The organism is Blastomonas sp. AAP25 (assembly GCF_001295965.1).
Lineage (GTDB): Bacteria > Pseudomonadota > Alphaproteobacteria > Sphingomonadales > Sphingomonadaceae > Blastomonas > Blastomonas fulva.
Genome location: NZ_LJHP01000003.1, coordinates 94,379 through 109,904, shown reverse-complemented (window position 1 = coordinate 109,904; position 15,526 = coordinate 94,379). Strand labels below are relative to the sequence as shown.

General features: G+C 65.7%; 17 protein-coding genes. 15 read left to right on the top strand and 2 right to left on the bottom strand.

The window, feature by feature from the left end:
- The first annotated feature begins 89 nt into the window (after positions 1–89).
- Positions 90–1,124, top strand: coding sequence for a 4-oxalomesaconate tautomerase (locus tag IP68_RS04495; protein ID WP_054133777.1), 1,035 nt, complete (start codon positions 90–92; stop codon positions 1,122–1,124).
- Positions 1,121–2,005: an amidohydrolase gene (locus tag IP68_RS04490; protein ID WP_054133776.1), complete on the top strand. Its 885-nt coding sequence runs from the start codon at positions 1,121–1,123 to the stop codon at positions 2,003–2,005. Before IP68_RS04495 ends, IP68_RS04490 begins: the two co-directional genes overlap by 4 nt.
- Positions 2,006–2,012: 7 nt before the next feature.
- On the opposite strand, the gene IP68_RS04485 is transcribed toward IP68_RS04490, so the two are convergent.
- Both IP68_RS04485 and IP68_RS04480 read right to left on the bottom strand, forming a co-directional pair.
- Complete coding sequence (locus IP68_RS04485) at positions 2,013–2,975, bottom strand: MBL fold metallo-hydrolase (RefSeq protein ID WP_054133775.1); 963 nt, start codon at positions 2,973–2,975, stop codon at positions 2,013–2,015.
- Positions 2,975–5,290, bottom strand: a complete 2,316-nt coding sequence (locus tag IP68_RS04480; protein ID WP_231683735.1) for a TonB-dependent receptor — start codon at positions 5,288–5,290, stop codon at positions 2,975–2,977. The genes IP68_RS04485 and IP68_RS04480 overlap by 1 nt, the downstream gene beginning before the upstream one ends.
- 134 nt (positions 5,291–5,424) lie before the next feature.
- Here IP68_RS04480 and IP68_RS04475 point away from each other — a divergent pair, with 134 nt between their 5' ends.
- The 13 genes from IP68_RS04475 (at position 5,425) to IP68_RS04415 (ending at position 15,520) form a co-directional block, all read left to right on the top strand.
- The gene (locus tag IP68_RS04475) at positions 5,425–6,330 is read left to right on the top strand and encodes a LysR family transcriptional regulator (protein WP_054133773.1); all 906 of its coding nucleotides are present in this window, start codon (positions 5,425–5,427) and stop codon (positions 6,328–6,330) included.
- 136 nt (positions 6,331–6,466) lie between these two features.
- Positions 6,467–7,585 (top strand): FAD-dependent oxidoreductase, encoded by a 1,119-nt coding sequence (locus IP68_RS04470; RefSeq protein ID WP_054133772.1) that lies wholly within the window; start codon positions 6,467–6,469, stop codon positions 7,583–7,585.
- 40 nt (positions 7,586–7,625) lie between these two features.
- Complete coding sequence (locus tag IP68_RS04465; protein WP_054133771.1) at positions 7,626–8,528, top strand: VOC family protein; 903 nt, start codon at positions 7,626–7,628, stop codon at positions 8,526–8,528.
- Positions 8,529–8,531: 3 nt separating this feature from the next.
- A complete protein-coding gene (locus IP68_RS04460) occupies positions 8,532–9,701 on the top strand; it encodes a S9 family peptidase (protein WP_054133770.1) in 1,170 nt (389 codons plus the stop codon).
- The gene (locus IP68_RS04455) at positions 9,698–10,018 is read left to right on the top strand and encodes a DUF2218 domain-containing protein (protein ID WP_054133769.1); all 321 of its coding nucleotides are present in this window, start codon (positions 9,698–9,700) and stop codon (positions 10,016–10,018) included. The genes IP68_RS04460 and IP68_RS04455 overlap by 4 nt, the downstream gene beginning before the upstream one ends.
- Positions 10,015–10,464, top strand: a complete 450-nt coding sequence (locus IP68_RS04450) for a hypothetical protein (RefSeq protein ID WP_054133768.1) — start codon at positions 10,015–10,017, stop codon at positions 10,462–10,464. The genes IP68_RS04455 and IP68_RS04450 overlap by 4 nt, the downstream gene beginning before the upstream one ends.
- Positions 10,465–10,468: 4 nt before the next feature.
- On the top strand, positions 10,469–11,248 hold the full coding sequence (locus tag IP68_RS04445) for a cyclase family protein (protein WP_054133767.1): 780 nt from the start codon (positions 10,469–10,471) through the stop codon (positions 11,246–11,248).
- Between the two features lie 2 nt (positions 11,249–11,250).
- The gene (locus IP68_RS04440; protein ID WP_054133766.1) at positions 11,251–12,018 is read left to right on the top strand and encodes an SDR family NAD(P)-dependent oxidoreductase; all 768 of its coding nucleotides are present in this window, start codon (positions 11,251–11,253) and stop codon (positions 12,016–12,018) included.
- Entirely contained in the window at positions 12,008–12,940 is a 933-nt protein-coding gene (locus IP68_RS04435; RefSeq protein ID WP_054133765.1) for an NAD-dependent epimerase/dehydratase family protein, read from the top strand. Before IP68_RS04440 ends, IP68_RS04435 begins: the two co-directional genes overlap by 11 nt.
- Before the next feature lie 19 nt (positions 12,941–12,959).
- Positions 12,960–13,925: a fumarylacetoacetate hydrolase family protein gene (locus tag IP68_RS04430; protein ID WP_054133764.1), complete on the top strand. Its 966-nt coding sequence runs from the start codon at positions 12,960–12,962 to the stop codon at positions 13,923–13,925.
- Positions 13,922–14,419: a cupin domain-containing protein gene (locus IP68_RS04425; protein WP_054133763.1), complete on the top strand. Its 498-nt coding sequence runs from the start codon at positions 13,922–13,924 to the stop codon at positions 14,417–14,419. The genes IP68_RS04430 and IP68_RS04425 overlap by 4 nt, the downstream gene beginning before the upstream one ends.
- Positions 14,406–15,152 (top strand): alpha/beta fold hydrolase, encoded by a 747-nt coding sequence (locus IP68_RS04420; protein WP_054133762.1) that lies wholly within the window; start codon positions 14,406–14,408, stop codon positions 15,150–15,152. Before IP68_RS04425 ends, IP68_RS04420 begins: the two co-directional genes overlap by 14 nt.
- Positions 15,149–15,520, top strand: a complete 372-nt coding sequence (locus IP68_RS04415) for a nuclear transport factor 2 family protein (RefSeq protein ID WP_054133761.1) — start codon at positions 15,149–15,151, stop codon at positions 15,518–15,520. Before IP68_RS04420 ends, IP68_RS04415 begins: the two co-directional genes overlap by 4 nt.
- The last annotated feature ends 6 nt before the right edge of the window (positions 15,521–15,526 follow it).

Sequence of the window (15,526 nt, the reverse complement as noted above, 5' to 3'; positions counted from 1 at the left end):
GACGCCCTCCCGGCCACCCTCACCCTTCCGGCGCTGCGCGCCTCCCTCCCTCTCCCGATGGGAGAGGGAATGTGAAGGCCATCCGCTGCATGTGGATGCGCGGCGGCACCTCGAAGGGCGGGTTCTTCCTGAAGGACGACCTGCCCGCCGATCCGGCTGCGCGCGACGCGTTTCTGCTGCGCGCGATGGGCTCGCCCGATCCGCGCCAGATCGACGGCATGGGCGGCGCCGATCCGCTGACCAGTAAGGTCGCTGTCATCAGCAAGTCAGAGCGGCCCGGGGTCGACGTCGATTACCTGTTCCTGCAGGTGTTCGTCGATCAGGCGATCGTCACCGATGCGCAGAACTGCGGCAACATCCTTGCCGGGGTCGGCCCGTTCGCGATCGAGCGCGGGCTGGTTGCAGCGCGGGACGGGGTGACGCGGGTCGCGGTCTATATGGAGAATACCGGCCAGATCGCAGTCGCCAGCGTCCAGACGCCCGGCGGGCGAGTGACTTACGATGGTGATGCGACGATCACCGGGGTGCCCGGGAGCGCGGCGCCGATCCCGCTCGCGTTCCGCGACACCGCAGGCTCGTCGTGCGGCGCGCTGCTGCCCACCGGTCATGCGGCGGACGAAATCGACGGGGTGCGCGTCACCCTGATCGACAACGGCATGCCCTGTGTGGTGATGGCCGCAGCCGATGTCGGCATCACCGGCTATGAAGACCGCGACACGCTCGACGGCCATGCCGCGATGAAGGCGCAGGTCGAGGCGATCCGCCTCAAGGCCGGGCCAATGATGAACCTGGGCGATGTCAGCGCCAAGTCGGTGCCCAAGATGATGCTCGTCGCAGCCCCGCGCGAGGGCGGCGCGATCAGCGTGCGCTCGCTGATCCCGCATCGGGTGCATGCCTCGATCGGCGTGCTCGGCGCGGTCAGCGTCGCCACTGCCTGCCTGATCGAGGGGTCGCCGGCCGCCGCGATGGCGCAGATTGGCGAAGGGCAGATCAAGACGTTGGGCGTCGAGCACCCCAGCGGCGTCACCGAATGCGTGGTGACGGTCGACGAGAACGGTCAGCCGGTCGAAGCCGGGATGCTGCGCACCGCGCGCAAGCTGATGGATGGAGATATCTTCGCATGAGCACCGACGCCCAGGGCCGCGTCCGCAGCTGGACGCTGACCCCCTCGAAGCCGCGCTTCACCCCGCCGCCGGGTGCGGTCGATGCGCATTGTCATGTCTTCGGGCCGATGGCGCAGTTTCCGTTCAGCCCCAAGGCCAAGTACCTGCCGCAGGATGCCGGTCCTGACGCGCTGTTCGCGTTGCGCGACCGGCTGGGCTTTGCGCGCAACGTCATCGTCCAGGCGAGTTGCCACGGCACCGACAACCGCGCGACGCTGGGCGCCATCGCGCTCTCCAACGGCATGGCGCGCGGCGTCGCCGTGGTCGATCCGGCGATTTCGGATGCCGAGCTCGATGCGCTGCATGCGGGCGGCATTCGCGGCGTGCGCTTCAACTTCCTCAAGCGGCTGGTCGACGATGCGCCCAAGGACAGGTTCCTCGACGTCGCACGCCGGATCGAGCGGCTGGGTTGGCATGTCGTGGTGTATTTCGAGGCGGACATCCTGGACGAGATGCTGCCGTTCCTTGCCGCGATCCCGGTGCCGATCGTCATCGACCATATGGGTCGCCCCGATGTCCGCCAAGGGCCAGATGGCGCGGACATGACCGCGTTCCGCAAGCTGCTCGACAGCCGCGACGACATCTGGACCAAGGTCACCTGCGCCGACCGGCTCGATCCTTCAGGCCCGCCTTATGCCGATTTCGTGCGCGCGGTGCGCCCGCTGGTGGAGGACTATCCCGACCGCGTGCTGTGGGGCACCGACTGGCCGCATCCGAACATGGAAAGCGTGCTGCCCGACGACGGCGCGCTTGTCGATACCATCCCGCACATCGCCGCGACGGCAGAGCTGCAGCACAAGCTGCTGGTCGGCAATCCGATGCGGCTTTACTGGTCCGATTGAGCGCGGATCAGAACCTGTCGAGATCGTTTGCCAGCGTGACCGGACCGGAATAGCTCTTCGCGATCTGCGTGACATAGCCCTTTGTACCCGCCGGATCGGGAGTGCCGGCCGCAAAGTGCGTGATCACCAGCGCCTTCACCCCTGCCCTGCCGGCAAGCTGCCCGACAGCCTCGGGGGTGAGGTGATGGGTCGACAGGTGCTGCTCGAGATCGCGCTTGGCCTCTGGCGGCATGTTGGGGGAATTGCGCGCGACATTGGCCATCGTGCCAGCCATGTCGATCATCTCGCTGACCAGAAGATCCGCGCCTTTGGCAAGCTTTTCCACTGCAGCACTGGGCCCGGTATCGCCCGTGTAGACGATCGACCGGCCCGGCAGGTCGAAACGGAAGCTGAGCGACTTGTAGTTGCGATCCTCGACACTTCCGGGCGCGAAATCATAATGCGTGTTCTGCGCTGCGGTGACGGTCATGCCGTTCAGCGTGGTCTTTTCACCATTGGCCAGTTCGATGACGGTGACCGTATCGGCAGGCGGCGTCCAGGGCTTGCCCGGAATGCCATATCCCGCCCGCGCGGCAGGCTGCATCGATGCGACCATCCCCGCGACCAGTTCGCGCGTTCCTGCCGGACCATAGACCGTCAGCGGTTCGCGCACATTGGTCTGATTGCGCAGCCCCAGCACCGCTGAAAGCCCGCCGGTGTGGTCGACATGGAGATGGCTGAGAAACACCGCGCGCACTCGCGGCAGCATGATGCCGGCCCGGCTGAGCTGCTGCACCGTACCATCGCCTGCATCGACCAGATACACCTGGCCTGCATGCAGCAGCGCGTTGGCGGGCTGCGACCGGTCCGGCGAGGGAACAGGGCCACCCATGGTGCCCAGCGTGATGAACGCATCCGCTGCGGGCGCAGCGGGCTGCGCCAGCGCCGGCGTGGAGACCGCCAGCGCCAGCGTCAGCCAGGCCGCGCGCATCAGAAGTTGAATCCGACGCGCACGCCATAGGTCCGCGGCGGGCGCAGCGTCGCCACCGGGAAGTCGAGGATCGGCCGCGTTCCCGCACGCGCCAGCACCTCTTCATCGGTGATGTTGTTGATGAACCCGGTGACATTCCATCCGCCCGCGCTTTCCAGCGTCAGATAGGCATCGGCCATGGCAAAGCTGCCCTGGCGTTCCTCGGGCCGGAAGTTCGAGTTGAGGAACCGGCTGCTTTCGATGTTGCCGCGCGCACCGAAGACCAGGTTGAGATCGCCGGTCAGCTCGAACGTGCGTTCATAGCCCAGGTTGACCGCCCATTTGGGCGAATTGACCGTGGGGTTGCCCGAGCAATCGATGTCGAAGAAGCGCGCACCGTTGACCCCCGGATTGGCGAGCCGGCTGCCCAGCGTGGTGCATCCCGTCGTCACCGGCGCGCCGGTGGGCGAGAAGTTGGCGGTCTGCAGTCTGTCGTACTTGCCGTTGAGATACTGGACGTTGAGATTGAACAGATCGTTGCGGCTCGGGGCGAAGCGGGCCTCGAACTCTACGCCGTAGATGCGCGACTTGCCCGCGTTGACCGTGGTCGAGCCCTGCGCGAAGATGCCGCCTGCCGTCCGCACGCCGCCGACGAAGGTGATTTGCTGGTCCTTGTAGTCCCAGTAGAACGCCTCGATGTTGAGCTGCAGCTTGTTGTCGAAGAAGCGGTTCTTGGCGCCCAGCGTAAAGGCGGTCAGCTCTTCGGGTGCGAAGGTGTTGTTGGGCGGCTGGGCGACAAAGAACCCGCCCGATTTGAAGCCGGTGGCGACATTGGCATAGACCAAAGAGGCAGGACCAGCGTCCCATTCCAGCCCAGCCTTCCAGGTGAATTTCTCGAACGACAGGTCACCGGTGAACGGCGCGCTGAGTGGCGGCGCCACCGGGCCGGGCAGACCGCCAGATGCCACCGAGGTGAACTGCTCCTTGTCTTCCCGGGTGTAGCGGCCACCGGCGACCAGCCGCAGCGTATCGGCAATGTCGAAGGTCAGCTGGCCAAAGGCGGCGATGCTCTCGGTGCTCAGCCGCGGGGTGAAGCGGGTGGTCGAGATATTGCCCTGGCGGAAGAAGTTCTCGGTGACCTGGTTCTCGCCGAAGTAGAAGACGCCCAGCACATAGCGCAGCCGCTGATCCTCGTTGGACGCAAGCCGCACTTCGAGCGAGCTTTGCTCCGCGACATCCTTGATCGTGCCGGCAAAGCCCGGAAGATAGGTGAGCACGTTGACGTCCGAGCGGCGATAGGCCGGAATGACGGTCAGCGTGCCGAAGCCCATATCGCCGACGACCGTGGCGCTGACGCCGAAGAACTGGTTGTCGAGGAAGCCATCGGTGCCGGCCAGCGCGACGCAGCCGCTGTTGACGAAATTGCCGGGCCCTCCGCAGAACGGCGGCGCGAAGATCCCTCTTGCCAGACTGCGCACCGCAGCCTGCGCGCGCGGATCGGAGATGCTGACCCGGTCTTCGAGCGGAGGCACGGTGTAGCGAGCTTCGGGCAGCAGCACCGCGCCGGCACCCTTGCCGCGCTGGTTGTAATAGTCCGCGACCAGGGTCATCGACCAGCGGTCCGAGGGCTCGATCAGCAGCGATGCGCGGAACGCCTCGCCCTTGTCGTCGTCATAGCCGTCCGAGATATAGCCGTCGCGATCGACGATCTGCCCGGCCAGTCGCAACGCCACCGTGTCACCGATCGGAATGTTGAGCGCCAGCGAGGCCTTCTTGCTGTCGTAGTTGCCGTATTCGAACAATCCCTCGCCGCTGAACGTGCCAAGCACCGGCTTTTTGGGGATGACGTTGATCGCGCCGCCGGTGGCGTTGCGGCCATAGAGCGTGCCCTGCGGCCCCTTGACCACCTCGACCCGCTCCAGATCGTAGAACACGCCGGCAGGGGCCGTCGGGCGGCCGACATAGATGCCGTTGAAGTTGAACGCGACGGCGTTCTCGGCGAACGAGTTCTGCGAATTGGTGCCGACGCCGCGCAGGAAGAAGCTGGTCGTGCCGCCGGTGGGCTGGACGACGAGCGAGGGAACCAGCCGGCCAAGGCCCGCGGTTTCGGTGATGCCCGACTTGGTGAGATCGTCTCCGGTCACCGCGGAAACGGCAACCGCGGCGCGCTGAAGGCTTTCCTCGCGGCGCTGCGCGGTCACGACGATCTCGCCAAGACCGGTGTTTTCCTGGTTCTCGGTGGTCTGGGCGGTATCGGCCTGGTCCTGCGCCCATGCGGCACCCGGGACGATCAGCCCGGCCAATACGGTGGTTGCCAGCAGCAAAGGTCTCATCATTCATCTCCCCAAAAAGGCGCGACTGCCTGCACGGGCACCCGCTGTATTGACGGACCTTTTAAGGCAGGGGCTAGCCATAGGTTAAATCTTTTGTTTTAATGGTAATCCAATCACGCCATCGATAGGTTAATTTCATGCGGTTCAAGGGTCTCGATCTCAATCTGCTGGTGGCGTTCAGCTGCCTGATGGAGACTCGCAGCGTTTCGCGCGCGGCCGAGCAGGTGCATCTCAGCCAGCCGGCAATGAGTGCGGCGCTGAGCCGATTGCGCGAATATTTCGGCGATGACCTGCTGGTGCTGCAGGGCAAAAGGATGTTTCCGACCGCCTATGCCGAGTCGCTGCTGCCGATGGTGCAGGAGACGCTGCGGCAGGTCGATGCGCTGATCACGACCTCGACCGCGTTCGATCCGGCCACCTCGCAGCGCACCTTCAGGCTGATCGCATCCGACTATATCACCGCCGCCATCATTGCACCCTTGTCGCGCCGGCTGGCGGATATCGCGCCGAGCATCCGGCTCGAATCGGTGCTCCCCTCGGACGGCAGCTCGGATCTGCTCGCGCAGGGCGCGTTCGATCTGCTGATCACGCCCGAAGATTTCATCAATCCCGGCCAGCCGGCAGAACTGTTCTTCGAGGAACGCCATGTTGTCGTCGGCTGGGATCGCAACCCGCTGTTCGCCGACGTGCTCACCGAAGAGGCGCTGATGCAGGCCAGCCATGTCGGGGTGCACATGGGCAATCAGCGCACCAGCGCGTTCGGTGACAGCATGATGGAGCAGCTCGGCCGGTTCCGCCGGATGGATGTGATGGCATCGTCGTTCACCGTCGTCCCGTGGCTGGTGATCGAGACGGGGCGGCTGGCGCTGATGCACGAACGCCTGGCGCGGCGGATGGCGCGGATGTTCCCGCTGGCGATCGCGCCGATCCCCTTCCCCTTTCCGATGATGCGCGAGATGCTCCAGTTCAACCGCGCCCGCGCCAGCGATGAAGGGCTCAAATGGCTGCGAAACCAGCTCCGGCACGACAGCGCGCTGCCGTGATTGCACTGCGAAGCATCGACAGTGCTGATAGACATCAATCCAAACAATAAAATTTACAGATTTACGCCGAACCCTCTATTTCAGCACCATGATGCGCCCACCGGCTGAACGGGGGTGTCGGAGAGGTAGCGGACGCGTGAAAGACTTGAGAATTCTGATCGTTGGCGGCGGAATCGGCGGGCTGACATCGGCCATTGCGCTGCGACGCAAGGGCCATGCCGTCGATGTGATCGAGCGCGATCCTGACTGGTCGGTCTATGGGGTAGGGATTATCCAGCAGGGCAATGTCGTCCGCGCGATGACCGAGCTTGGCCTGATCGACGACTACATCAGCGCCGGGTTCGGCTTCGACCGGGTGCAGGTGTACATCCCCACTGGCCAGTGCGTCGCCGATATCCCCACGCCGCGGCTGGTCGATGGCTATCCCGGCAATGTCGGCATCGGCCGCCGCGCGCTGCACAAGGTGCTGGGCGACCGGACCATCGGCGCGGGCGCGACCGTCCGGCTGGGCCTGACCGTCGCCAGCCTGGACGATGACGGCGCGGGTGTTTCGGTCACCTTCAGCGATGAAAGCACGGGCCGTTACGATATCGTGATCGGTGCCGATGGCCTGTATTCGCAGACCCGCCAGACGATCTTCCCCGACGCGCCAAGGCCCGAATTCACCGGCCAATCAGTGTGGCGCTACAATTTCCGGCGGACGCCCGATGTCATCGGGCTGCAGGCTTATGAAGGGCAGACCGGAATCGGGCTGGTCCCGCTCTCCGATGAGCTGATGTACATGTATGTGACCACGCCCGAGCCGGGCAACCCCTGGTACGCCACCGAAGAGCTGGCAGCAGCGATGCGCGCCAAGATCGCCGGGGTCCCCTCTCCCGCCATCGCCGTACTGGTCGACCAGATCACCGACAACCACGAGGTGGTCTACAAGCCGCTCGAATGGCTGCTGCTTGAAGGCGCGTGGCACAAGGGCCGCGTCGCGCTGCTCGGCGATGCGGTCCACGCCACCACCCCGCATTTGGGGCAGGGCGCCGGCATGGCGATTGAGGACGGGCTGGTGCTCGCCGAAGAGCTCGAGGCCGCCAACGATATCGAGACCGCGCTTGCCGCCTATCGTGACCGCCGCTTCGAGCGCTGCCGCTATATCGTCGAGTCGTCCAAGGCGATCTGCTTTGGCCAGATCGGCAAGGGCCCGCTGGTGGATAACGCCACTGCGACCCGGGAAATGTTCATGAAGGTTGCCGAGCCCATTTGAGGTCGGCGTTTCCCCCATCTTTCAAGGAGTTAAATTCATCATGGCCAGAGTAAGCGAGATTCGCCACGTCGGCTACGCTGTCACCGATCTGGCAGCAGAGGCTGCATTCTATCGCGACACCTGGGGTCTCAAGGACGCCGGTGAAAAGGACGGCATGCTGCACTTCGCCGCCGAAGGAAACGACGAGCTGTACGTCGTTCGCCTGCGCCAGGCCGATGTGCAGAAGATCGACATCATCACGCTGGCTGCCGACTGCCGCACCGATGTCGATGCGCTGCACGACAAGGTCGCGGCCTATGGCTGCCAGGTGGTGTTTGCGCCCAGGGAGCTCGACACGCTGGGCGGCGGCTATGGCTTCCGCTTCTTCAGCAAGGACGGCCTGCCTTTCGAAATCTCCAGCGATGTCGCGCGCGGCACCTCGCGCGAGCTGGTCCGCTGGGAAGGCATCCCGCAGAAGATCAGCCATATCGTGCTGCATTCGCCCGATCATCAGGAGATGGTGCGGTTCTTCACCGACGTGCTGGGCTTCAAGGTCAGCGACTGGCTGGGCGACTTCATGTGCTTCCTGCGCTGCAACCAGTGGCACCACCGTATCGCGCTGCTCCCCGGGCCGCCGTGCCTCAACCATGTCGCCTATGACATGCTTGGCGTCGATGACATGATGCGCGGCATCCACCGGCTCAAGCAGCAGGGCACCGACATCCGCTGGGGGCCCGGCCGCCACACCGCGGGCAACAACACTTTCAGCTACTTCACCACGCCGGGCGGCTTTGCGGTCGAATACACCGCCGATCTCGAAGAGGTCGACGATGCCACCTGGGTGGCCACGGTGCACGCGCCAGCTCCTTTGGTCATGGACCAGTGGGGCATCGGCACCGGCGGTCCGCAGACCATGCCACACCCTGCCCCCGACAAGGGCCTGTTCCAGCCGGCGGGAGTATAAGCCATGGCATTGTTTGAGTATTTTCCCAACTACATCTGGAACCTCTCGGTCGCGATCGCGATCGAAAGCGGCGGGCAGATCGGCGAGATCATCGACATGTGCCAGCCCATCCGCGATGCCGCGGCCAATGGCGCCGATGCCGGCACGCCGCAGTTCATGCGGGCCTGGGTGGAAACCGGCGACAAGCTGATCGGCCTGGCGGGCGAGGACGAGGAACGCGGCCGCGCGTTCTCCGCTGCCGCCAAGCTCGAGCGCGCGGCGCTGTATCTGCTGGTCGCAGAACGGATGCAGGGCCAGGGCAGCCCCGACCGCGCTGCGACCTATGCCAAGGCGCTCGACACCTTCAAGCGCGCGATGACCCTGGGCGATCACGCCGTCGAGCGGGTCGAAATCCCCTATGAAGGCAGCACCTTCCCCGCTTTGTATTGCCGTGCGCCGGGCGATGGCCCCAAGCCGGTGGTCGTCTATTGCAACGGCCTCGATAGCTCGAAGGAGTTGCTCTACTGGTCGAAGCTGCCGCATGCACTGGCTGCGCGCGGCATCTCGAGCCTGTGCGTCGATCAGCCGGGCACCGGCGAGGCGCTGCGCCTCAACAACCTTCCTGCCACGCCGCATTCGGAAAAATGGGCCTCGCCTGCGGTCGACTGGCTTGAAAAGCAGCCCGATGTCGACCCGGCGCGCATCGGCATGACCGGTATCTCGCTGGGCGGCCATTTCGCCCCGCGTGCGGTGGCGTTCGAGCCACGCTTTGCGAGCGGAGCCGTCTGGGGCGCCAACCACAATTGGGCCGAAGTCCAGCAGAAGCGCCTGCGCCGCGAGGGCGAGAACCCCGTGCCACACTATTGGGCGCATGTGATGTGGGTGTTCGGCGCGACCGACATGGATGATTTCCACGCCAAGTCGAAAGACATGACGCTCAATGGCGTGATGGACCGCATCACGGTGCCGTTCCTCGTCACGCACGGCGAGAAGGACCGCCAGATCGGGCTGGAATACGCGCACCAGAGCTTCGAGCAGCTGACCAACTGCCCCAAACGCGAACTCAAGATCTTCACCGCGCGTGAAGGCGGGGTCGAGCATGTCGGCGCGGACAACATGTCGTTCGGGCGCGATTACATCGCCGACTGGTTCGCCGAGACGCTGGGCGGTCGCACATCGGCGGCCAGGCCATGAGCTTCGTCGCCACCGCGCGCATCCCCACGGCCAGCGCCAGTAAGTACCTGCAGCAGGTCTGCAAGCATTGGGAACACACCCTGCCCGTCAGCTTCGACAAGGATCACGGACAGATCACCTTTGCCAAGGATGCGCGTGGTGCCAACTGGCCTGCCGATGCGGTGGTGACCCTGGATGCCGAGGCCGATACTTTGGTCTGCACGATCACCGCCAGCGCCGAGGGCCAGCGCGACGGGCTGAAGGGCGCGCTCGAGCGGCATATCGACCGCTTCGCTTTCCGCGAAGTACCGCTGGCGTACAACTGGACCGACGCATGAACGAAGCGCGCGGCTATGTGCGCAGGCAGACGTTGATCTCGATTGTGATCACGATGGCGATCAGCGCCGGGTTCTTCTTGGCTGTCTTCGGCCGGACCGACCCCATAGCGGTGTGGGCGCCCGACAATCTCGCGCTCGACTTCCTGCCGCAAGCGGGCGCAGCGTCGTTCATGGCCGCGCTAATGCCCGCGCTGCAGACGCGCGCCGCGATGATAAAGGGCAAGCTTCCCGGCACGCCGCCCACGGTTCGATCGATCGTCGTGCGCGCGATCATGCTCGCGCTGCTGGCGCTGGGGCTGGCGGGCATGGCCATCGGCGCGTTGCAACTCAACGGTATCGCGACGTTCGCTTGGGGGACCGCATTTGCTATCAAGGTTGCATTCGGCGCGCTTCTGGGATTGATCATCACACCCCTGGCCCTTCGCTCCGTACTGACAAGAGGATAAGACCATGGCCCGTCACTTCATCGACCTGTCGATCTATCTGGAAAACGACGTGATCACCGATCCGCCGTTCATGCGGCCCAAGATCACCTATCAGCAGCATGCCGATACGGTCACCGAGCTCGGCCATTTCTTCCCCGGAGTCACCGCCGAGCAGTTGCCTGATGGCGCGGGCTTTGCCGCTGCCGAATGGGTGACGCTGACCACGCACAACGGCACGCATCTGGATGCGCCCTGGCATTTTCACCCGACGATGGATGGCGGCCAGCGCGCGATCACGATCGACGAGGTACCTCTCGAATGGTGCTTCAACCCCGGCGTGAAGCTCGACTTCCGCCATTTCGAGAACGGCTATGTCGTCACCGCCGCCGATGTCGAAGCCGAGCTCGCGCGGATCGGCCATGAATTGCAGCCGTTCGATATCGTGCTGGTCAACACCGCTGCAGGCGGCGCGGTGGGCAAGCCCGACTTCGTCGATACCGGTTGCGGCATGGGCTATGAGGCGACGATGTACCTGCTCGAGCGCGGCATCCGCGTTACCGGCACCGATGCCTGGAGCTGGGACGCCCCGTTCAGCTACACCGCCCAGAAGGTCGCCGAGAGCGGCGACACGTCGCTGATCTGGGAAGGCCACAAGGCCGGACGCGACATCGGTTACTGCCATCTCGAAAAGCTGCACAACCTCGAAAGCCTGCCCGCGCACGGGTTCACCGTCAGCTGCTTCCCGCACAAGATCCGCGGCGCATCGGCTGGCTGGACGCGGGCTGTGGCGATCATCGAAGACTGACCATGGCTTTCGATACCCTCTGTCTGTCGGGCCGGACGGCCATCGTCACCGGATCGACGCAGGGGATCGGGCTGGGTATCGCGCGGGCGCTGGCGCAGGCCGGCGCGCGGGTCGTGATATCGAGCGAAGATCCGCAGGCGGTGGTGGCCGCCGCATCATCGCTCGCGCAAGCGGGCCATGATGTCCATGGGATCGCCTGTGACGTCACCGATGCCGCCGCGCTCGCGACGCTTGTCGAGGGCACGGTCGACAGGTTTGGCGGTCTTGATATCCTGGTCTGCAACGCCGGGATCACCGGCGAGGCAGGTAGCTGGGACCTCGGGGATTTCGATCGCGTGATGGCGGTGAACCTCAGGTCCATCGTTGCGCTGACGGCGCTGGCGCTGCCGCATATCGCGGCAAGCGGCGATGGCAGTGTCATCCTGATGTCGAGCCTGGCGGCGCTGCGCGGCAACGGCGCGATCAACGCCTATGCCCTCGCCAAGGCTGGCGTCGCGCAGCTCGCGCGCAATCTGGCGGTGCAGTGGGGCCCCAAAAGCGTGCGGGTCAACGCGCTTGCCCCCGGGCTGATCGCCACGCCCCTGTCCGAGCCGCTGATGGCCGACGAGAGCTTCATGGCGCGGCGGTTGCAGATGACGCCGCTGCGCCGGGTGGGATCGGTTGAGGATGTCGCTGCAGCGTGCGTCTTCCTCGCCTCGCCCGCCAGCGGCTTCATCACAGGCCAGCAGATCGCCATTGATGGCGGAACGTCGATCACCGATGGCAGCTGACCGGTCCTCCCAAGTGCTCGTCACCGGCGCGGGCGGCTTTGTCGGCCAGGCGCTGGTGCGCGCGCTGGCGCAGCACTGCCGCGTGACCGCGACGGACCGCAGCGGGCTGGAATTTGCAGAACTTGCCGGGGTCACGGGTGTGCCCGGTGACCTGGATGACCCAGCACTGCTAGCCGTGCTGACCGCAGCGCCGTTCGATGCCATCGTGCACCTGGCGACCGTTCCGGGCGGCGCCGCCGAAGCCGATCCCGCACTTGCCGCGCGCGTCAACGTCGCAGCATCGATGGCTCTGATCGATGCCGCCGCCGCGCACGGCAACCGCCCTCGCGTCCTGTTTGCCAGCAGCATCGCGGTGTTCGGCGACCCCCTTCCCGCTTATGTCGATGATGCCACGGCTGCGCGCCCGATGCTGCGCTATGGCGCACACAAGGCGATGATCGAGGAGTGGATCGCGACGATGACGCGGCGCGGTGCGATCCGCGGGCTCTCGCTGCGGCTCCCCGGAATCGTTGCTCGGCCCTTGGGGCCATCGGGGATGAAATCGGCGTTCCTAAGCAACCTGTTCCACGCGCTCAAGGCGGGCGAGCCGATCAGCCTGCCGGTTTCCGCCGGGGCAAGCTGCTGGCTGCTGTCGCGGCGCGGGCTGATCGCGCAGCTGTGCCAGGCGCTGGATCTGCCCGCCGACCCGGCCGATGCTCGTCTCAACCTTCCTGCACAGCGCGTGATCCTGCGCGATCTCGTCGCCGAGGTTGCACGCCAGACGGGGCACGACCCTGCCCTGGTGGACTATGCGCCCGATCCCGCGATCGAGGCGGCGTTCGGACGCCAGCCCCCGCTCGCCACGCCCCGCGCCGATGCGCTGGGGCTTCGCCACGATGGCAGCCTTGGCGCTTTGGTGGCGCAGGCGCTGGCCGATCTCTGATCCCTTGAAAGGACCCCGCATGAAACTCGCAACCCAGGACAATGGCACCCCCGACGGCGCTTTGGTCGTCGTCAGCGCCGATGGCACCCGCTTCCTCGGCGCATCGGATGTCGCTGGCACGCTGCAGGCTGCCCTCGATGGCTGGGCCAGCACCGAACCTGCGCTGCGGGCGCTGGCAGACCGGCTGGCTGCGGGCGAAGGCGAAAGTGCTTCGAACCTCGCTCTTGCCGCGCCCCTGCCCCGCGCGTGGCAATGGCTCGATGGCTCGGCCTTCCGCAGCCATGGCGAGCTGATGGAGACCTTGTTCGGCACCGAGCCGCCGCCTGCGGGCCGCCCCTTGATGTACCAGGGGCTGTCGCACCAGTTCCTTTCCGCCACCGCCGACGTACCGCTGCCGCGCGAGGAAGACGGCATCGATTTCGAGGGCGAGTTCGGCATCATCACCGACTTCGTGCCGATGGGCGTGACGCCTGAGCAGGCGATTGCGCACATCAAGCTGGTCGTGCAGATCAACGACTGGTCATTGCGCGCACTGGCGCCGATCGAGATGAAGACCGGCTTCGGCTGGGTGCAGGCCAAGCCCGCTTGCTCGATCGCGCCGTTCGCGGTGACCCCCGATGTGCTGGGCGATGCCTGGCGCGAGGGCCGCGTCCACCTGCCGCTGAGCGTCGACTGGAACGGCAAGCGTTTTGGCGATGCTCTGGGCGGGGTGATGGAGTTCGGCTTCCACGATCTGGTCGCGCATGCCGCGAGCACGCGCTCGCTGTGCGCAGGCACGATCATTGGATCGGGCACCGTTTCGAACAGCAATTTCCGCGAGATCGGATCGTCGTGCATCGCCGAGCGGCGCGGGATCGAAATGCTCGACGAGGGCAAGCCGCGCACCGAGTTCATGCGCTTTGGCGATACCGTGCGGATGGAAGCGCGCATGCCCGATGGCGGGGTGCTGTTCGGCGCAATCGACCAGAAGGTGATCAGGGGATGAGCGCGCCCGCTTCTCCCCCCGTCCGTCGCATCGTCACCGGGCATGATGCCGCAGGCAAGGCCGTCATCCGCAGCGACGACCTGCTGCCGGTGGAACCGATCCCCTCGGGTGACGCGGCCTTCAGCCTGGTGTGGACCACCGCGAGCGTACCTGCGGACAACAACGACGAGACCGATGGCCGGCTGCGCGATGCCGGCCTGACGCTGCACCAGGGCTCGGTGATCCGCATCGTCGACATGCTGCCGGGCGGCACATCGCCGATGCACCGGTCGAGCAGCATCGATTACGGCATCGTGCTCGCAGGGACGGTCGAGCTCGAGCTCGATGACGGCGCGGTTACCAGCGCCTCTGCTGGCGATATCATCATCCAGCGCGGCACCATCCATTTGTGGCGCAACCCTTCGACAGATACCGTCTGCCGGATCGCCTTTGTGCTGATCGAGGCCGCGCCGGTCGTGGTCAACGGAGCAGCGCTGCCCGATGTCGAACCCTGACACGACGGGTACGCCCGCCCGTGAGACGGTGATCCTCGTACCCGGGCTGCTGTGCGATGCGGCGATTTGGCAGCACCAGATTGCGGCGCTGTCGGCAGATTACGACGTTCGCATTCCCGACCTGACCGGGCAGGATTCGATTGCCGCCATGGCAGCGCACGTGCTTGCCGATGCCCCGCCGCGCTTTGCGATCGCGGGGCATTCGATGGGCGCGCGCGTGGCGTTGGAGGTTTGGCAGCAGGCGCCAGAGCGGGTGGAGCGGCTCGCCTTGCTCGATACCGCCGTGCACCCGGCGGGGCCAGACGAACTGCCAAAGCGCCAGGCGATGCTCGACATCAGCGCCAACCACGGCATGACGGCGCTCGCCGATGCCTGGCTTCCACCGATGGTGAAGGACGGTCTGCTCGATGCCGAGCTCGCGGTGCGCGCGGCGCTGTATGCGATGGTCGAACGCATGTCGCCCGCGATCCACCGCGCGCAGATCACGGCACTCCTCGGCCGACCCGATGCGCGCCCGCTGCTGCCGTTGATCGGCTGCCCGGTGCTGATCGGGGTCGGCGCGCTCGACCGCTGGAGCCCGCCTGCGCAGCACGAGGAGATCGCCGCTGCCATTCCCCATGCGCGCTATGTCGTGTTTGAAGGCAGCGGCCACATGGCGCCGATGGAGGCAGCCCAAGCGGTCAGCGACGCGCTTTGGCAATGGATGCACGAACCTGAAGGACAAGCGGCATGATGGAAATCGAATGGGCGGTCGAACGGCAGATCCGGCGCTTTGCCATGCTCAACGATGCGCACGACGCCGATGGGCTGGCGGCGATGTTCACCGCAGATGGCAGCTTTGCCCGCCCCAGCGAGCCCGACGCGCCGGTAGCTGGCCGGGAGGCAATCTGCGCCTTCTTCCGCGACCGGCCCAGGCGGGTGACCAGGCATGTCATGGCCAACACCATCGTCGACATCCTGTCGGATCGCGAAGTGCGCGCGCACAGCTATGTTGTGCTGTACATGGCGGACAAGACGCTGATCGGCGATTTCCACGACCGCATGGAGCTGCACGACGGCGTGTGGCTGTTTGCCGAGCGGTGCGGCTCGCTGGCGTTCTGACCCCTG

What these genes read in the sequence shown, in the direction of transcription:
- IP68_RS04495 (WP_054133777.1), top strand. Translation starts at nt 90, where the DNA reads ATGTGGATGCGCGGCGGCACCTCGAAGGGCGGGTTCTTCCTGAAGGAC.
- IP68_RS04490 (WP_054133776.1), top strand. Translation starts at nt 1,121, where the DNA reads ATGAGCACCGACGCCCAGGGCCGCGTCCGCAGCTGGACGCTGACCCCC.
- IP68_RS04485 (WP_054133775.1), bottom strand. Translation starts at nt 2,975, where the DNA reads ATGCGCGCGGCCTGGCTGACGCTGGCGCTGGCGGTCTCCACGCCGGCG.
- IP68_RS04480 (WP_231683735.1), bottom strand. Translation starts at nt 5,290, where the DNA reads ATGATGAGACCTTTGCTGCTGGCAACCACCGTATTGGCCGGGCTGATC.
- IP68_RS04475 (WP_054133773.1), top strand. Translation starts at nt 5,425, where the DNA reads ATGCGGTTCAAGGGTCTCGATCTCAATCTGCTGGTGGCGTTCAGCTGC.
- IP68_RS04465 (WP_054133771.1), top strand. Translation starts at nt 7,626, where the DNA reads ATGGCCAGAGTAAGCGAGATTCGCCACGTCGGCTACGCTGTCACCGAT.
- IP68_RS04460 (WP_054133770.1), top strand. Translation starts at nt 8,532, where the DNA reads ATGGCATTGTTTGAGTATTTTCCCAACTACATCTGGAACCTCTCGGTC.
- IP68_RS04455 (WP_054133769.1), top strand. Translation starts at nt 9,698, where the DNA reads ATGAGCTTCGTCGCCACCGCGCGCATCCCCACGGCCAGCGCCAGTAAG.
- IP68_RS04450 (WP_054133768.1), top strand. Translation starts at nt 10,015, where the DNA reads ATGAACGAAGCGCGCGGCTATGTGCGCAGGCAGACGTTGATCTCGATT.
- IP68_RS04445 (WP_054133767.1), top strand. Translation starts at nt 10,469, where the DNA reads ATGGCCCGTCACTTCATCGACCTGTCGATCTATCTGGAAAACGACGTG.
- IP68_RS04440 (WP_054133766.1), top strand. Translation starts at nt 11,251, where the DNA reads ATGGCTTTCGATACCCTCTGTCTGTCGGGCCGGACGGCCATCGTCACC.
- IP68_RS04435 (WP_054133765.1), top strand. Translation starts at nt 12,008, where the DNA reads ATGGCAGCTGACCGGTCCTCCCAAGTGCTCGTCACCGGCGCGGGCGGC.
- IP68_RS04430 (WP_054133764.1), top strand. Translation starts at nt 12,960, where the DNA reads ATGAAACTCGCAACCCAGGACAATGGCACCCCCGACGGCGCTTTGGTC.
- IP68_RS04425 (WP_054133763.1), top strand. Translation starts at nt 13,922, where the DNA reads ATGAGCGCGCCCGCTTCTCCCCCCGTCCGTCGCATCGTCACCGGGCAT.
- IP68_RS04420 (WP_054133762.1), top strand. Translation starts at nt 14,406, where the DNA reads ATGTCGAACCCTGACACGACGGGTACGCCCGCCCGTGAGACGGTGATC.
- IP68_RS04415 (WP_054133761.1), top strand. Translation starts at nt 15,149, where the DNA reads ATGATGGAAATCGAATGGGCGGTCGAACGGCAGATCCGGCGCTTTGCC.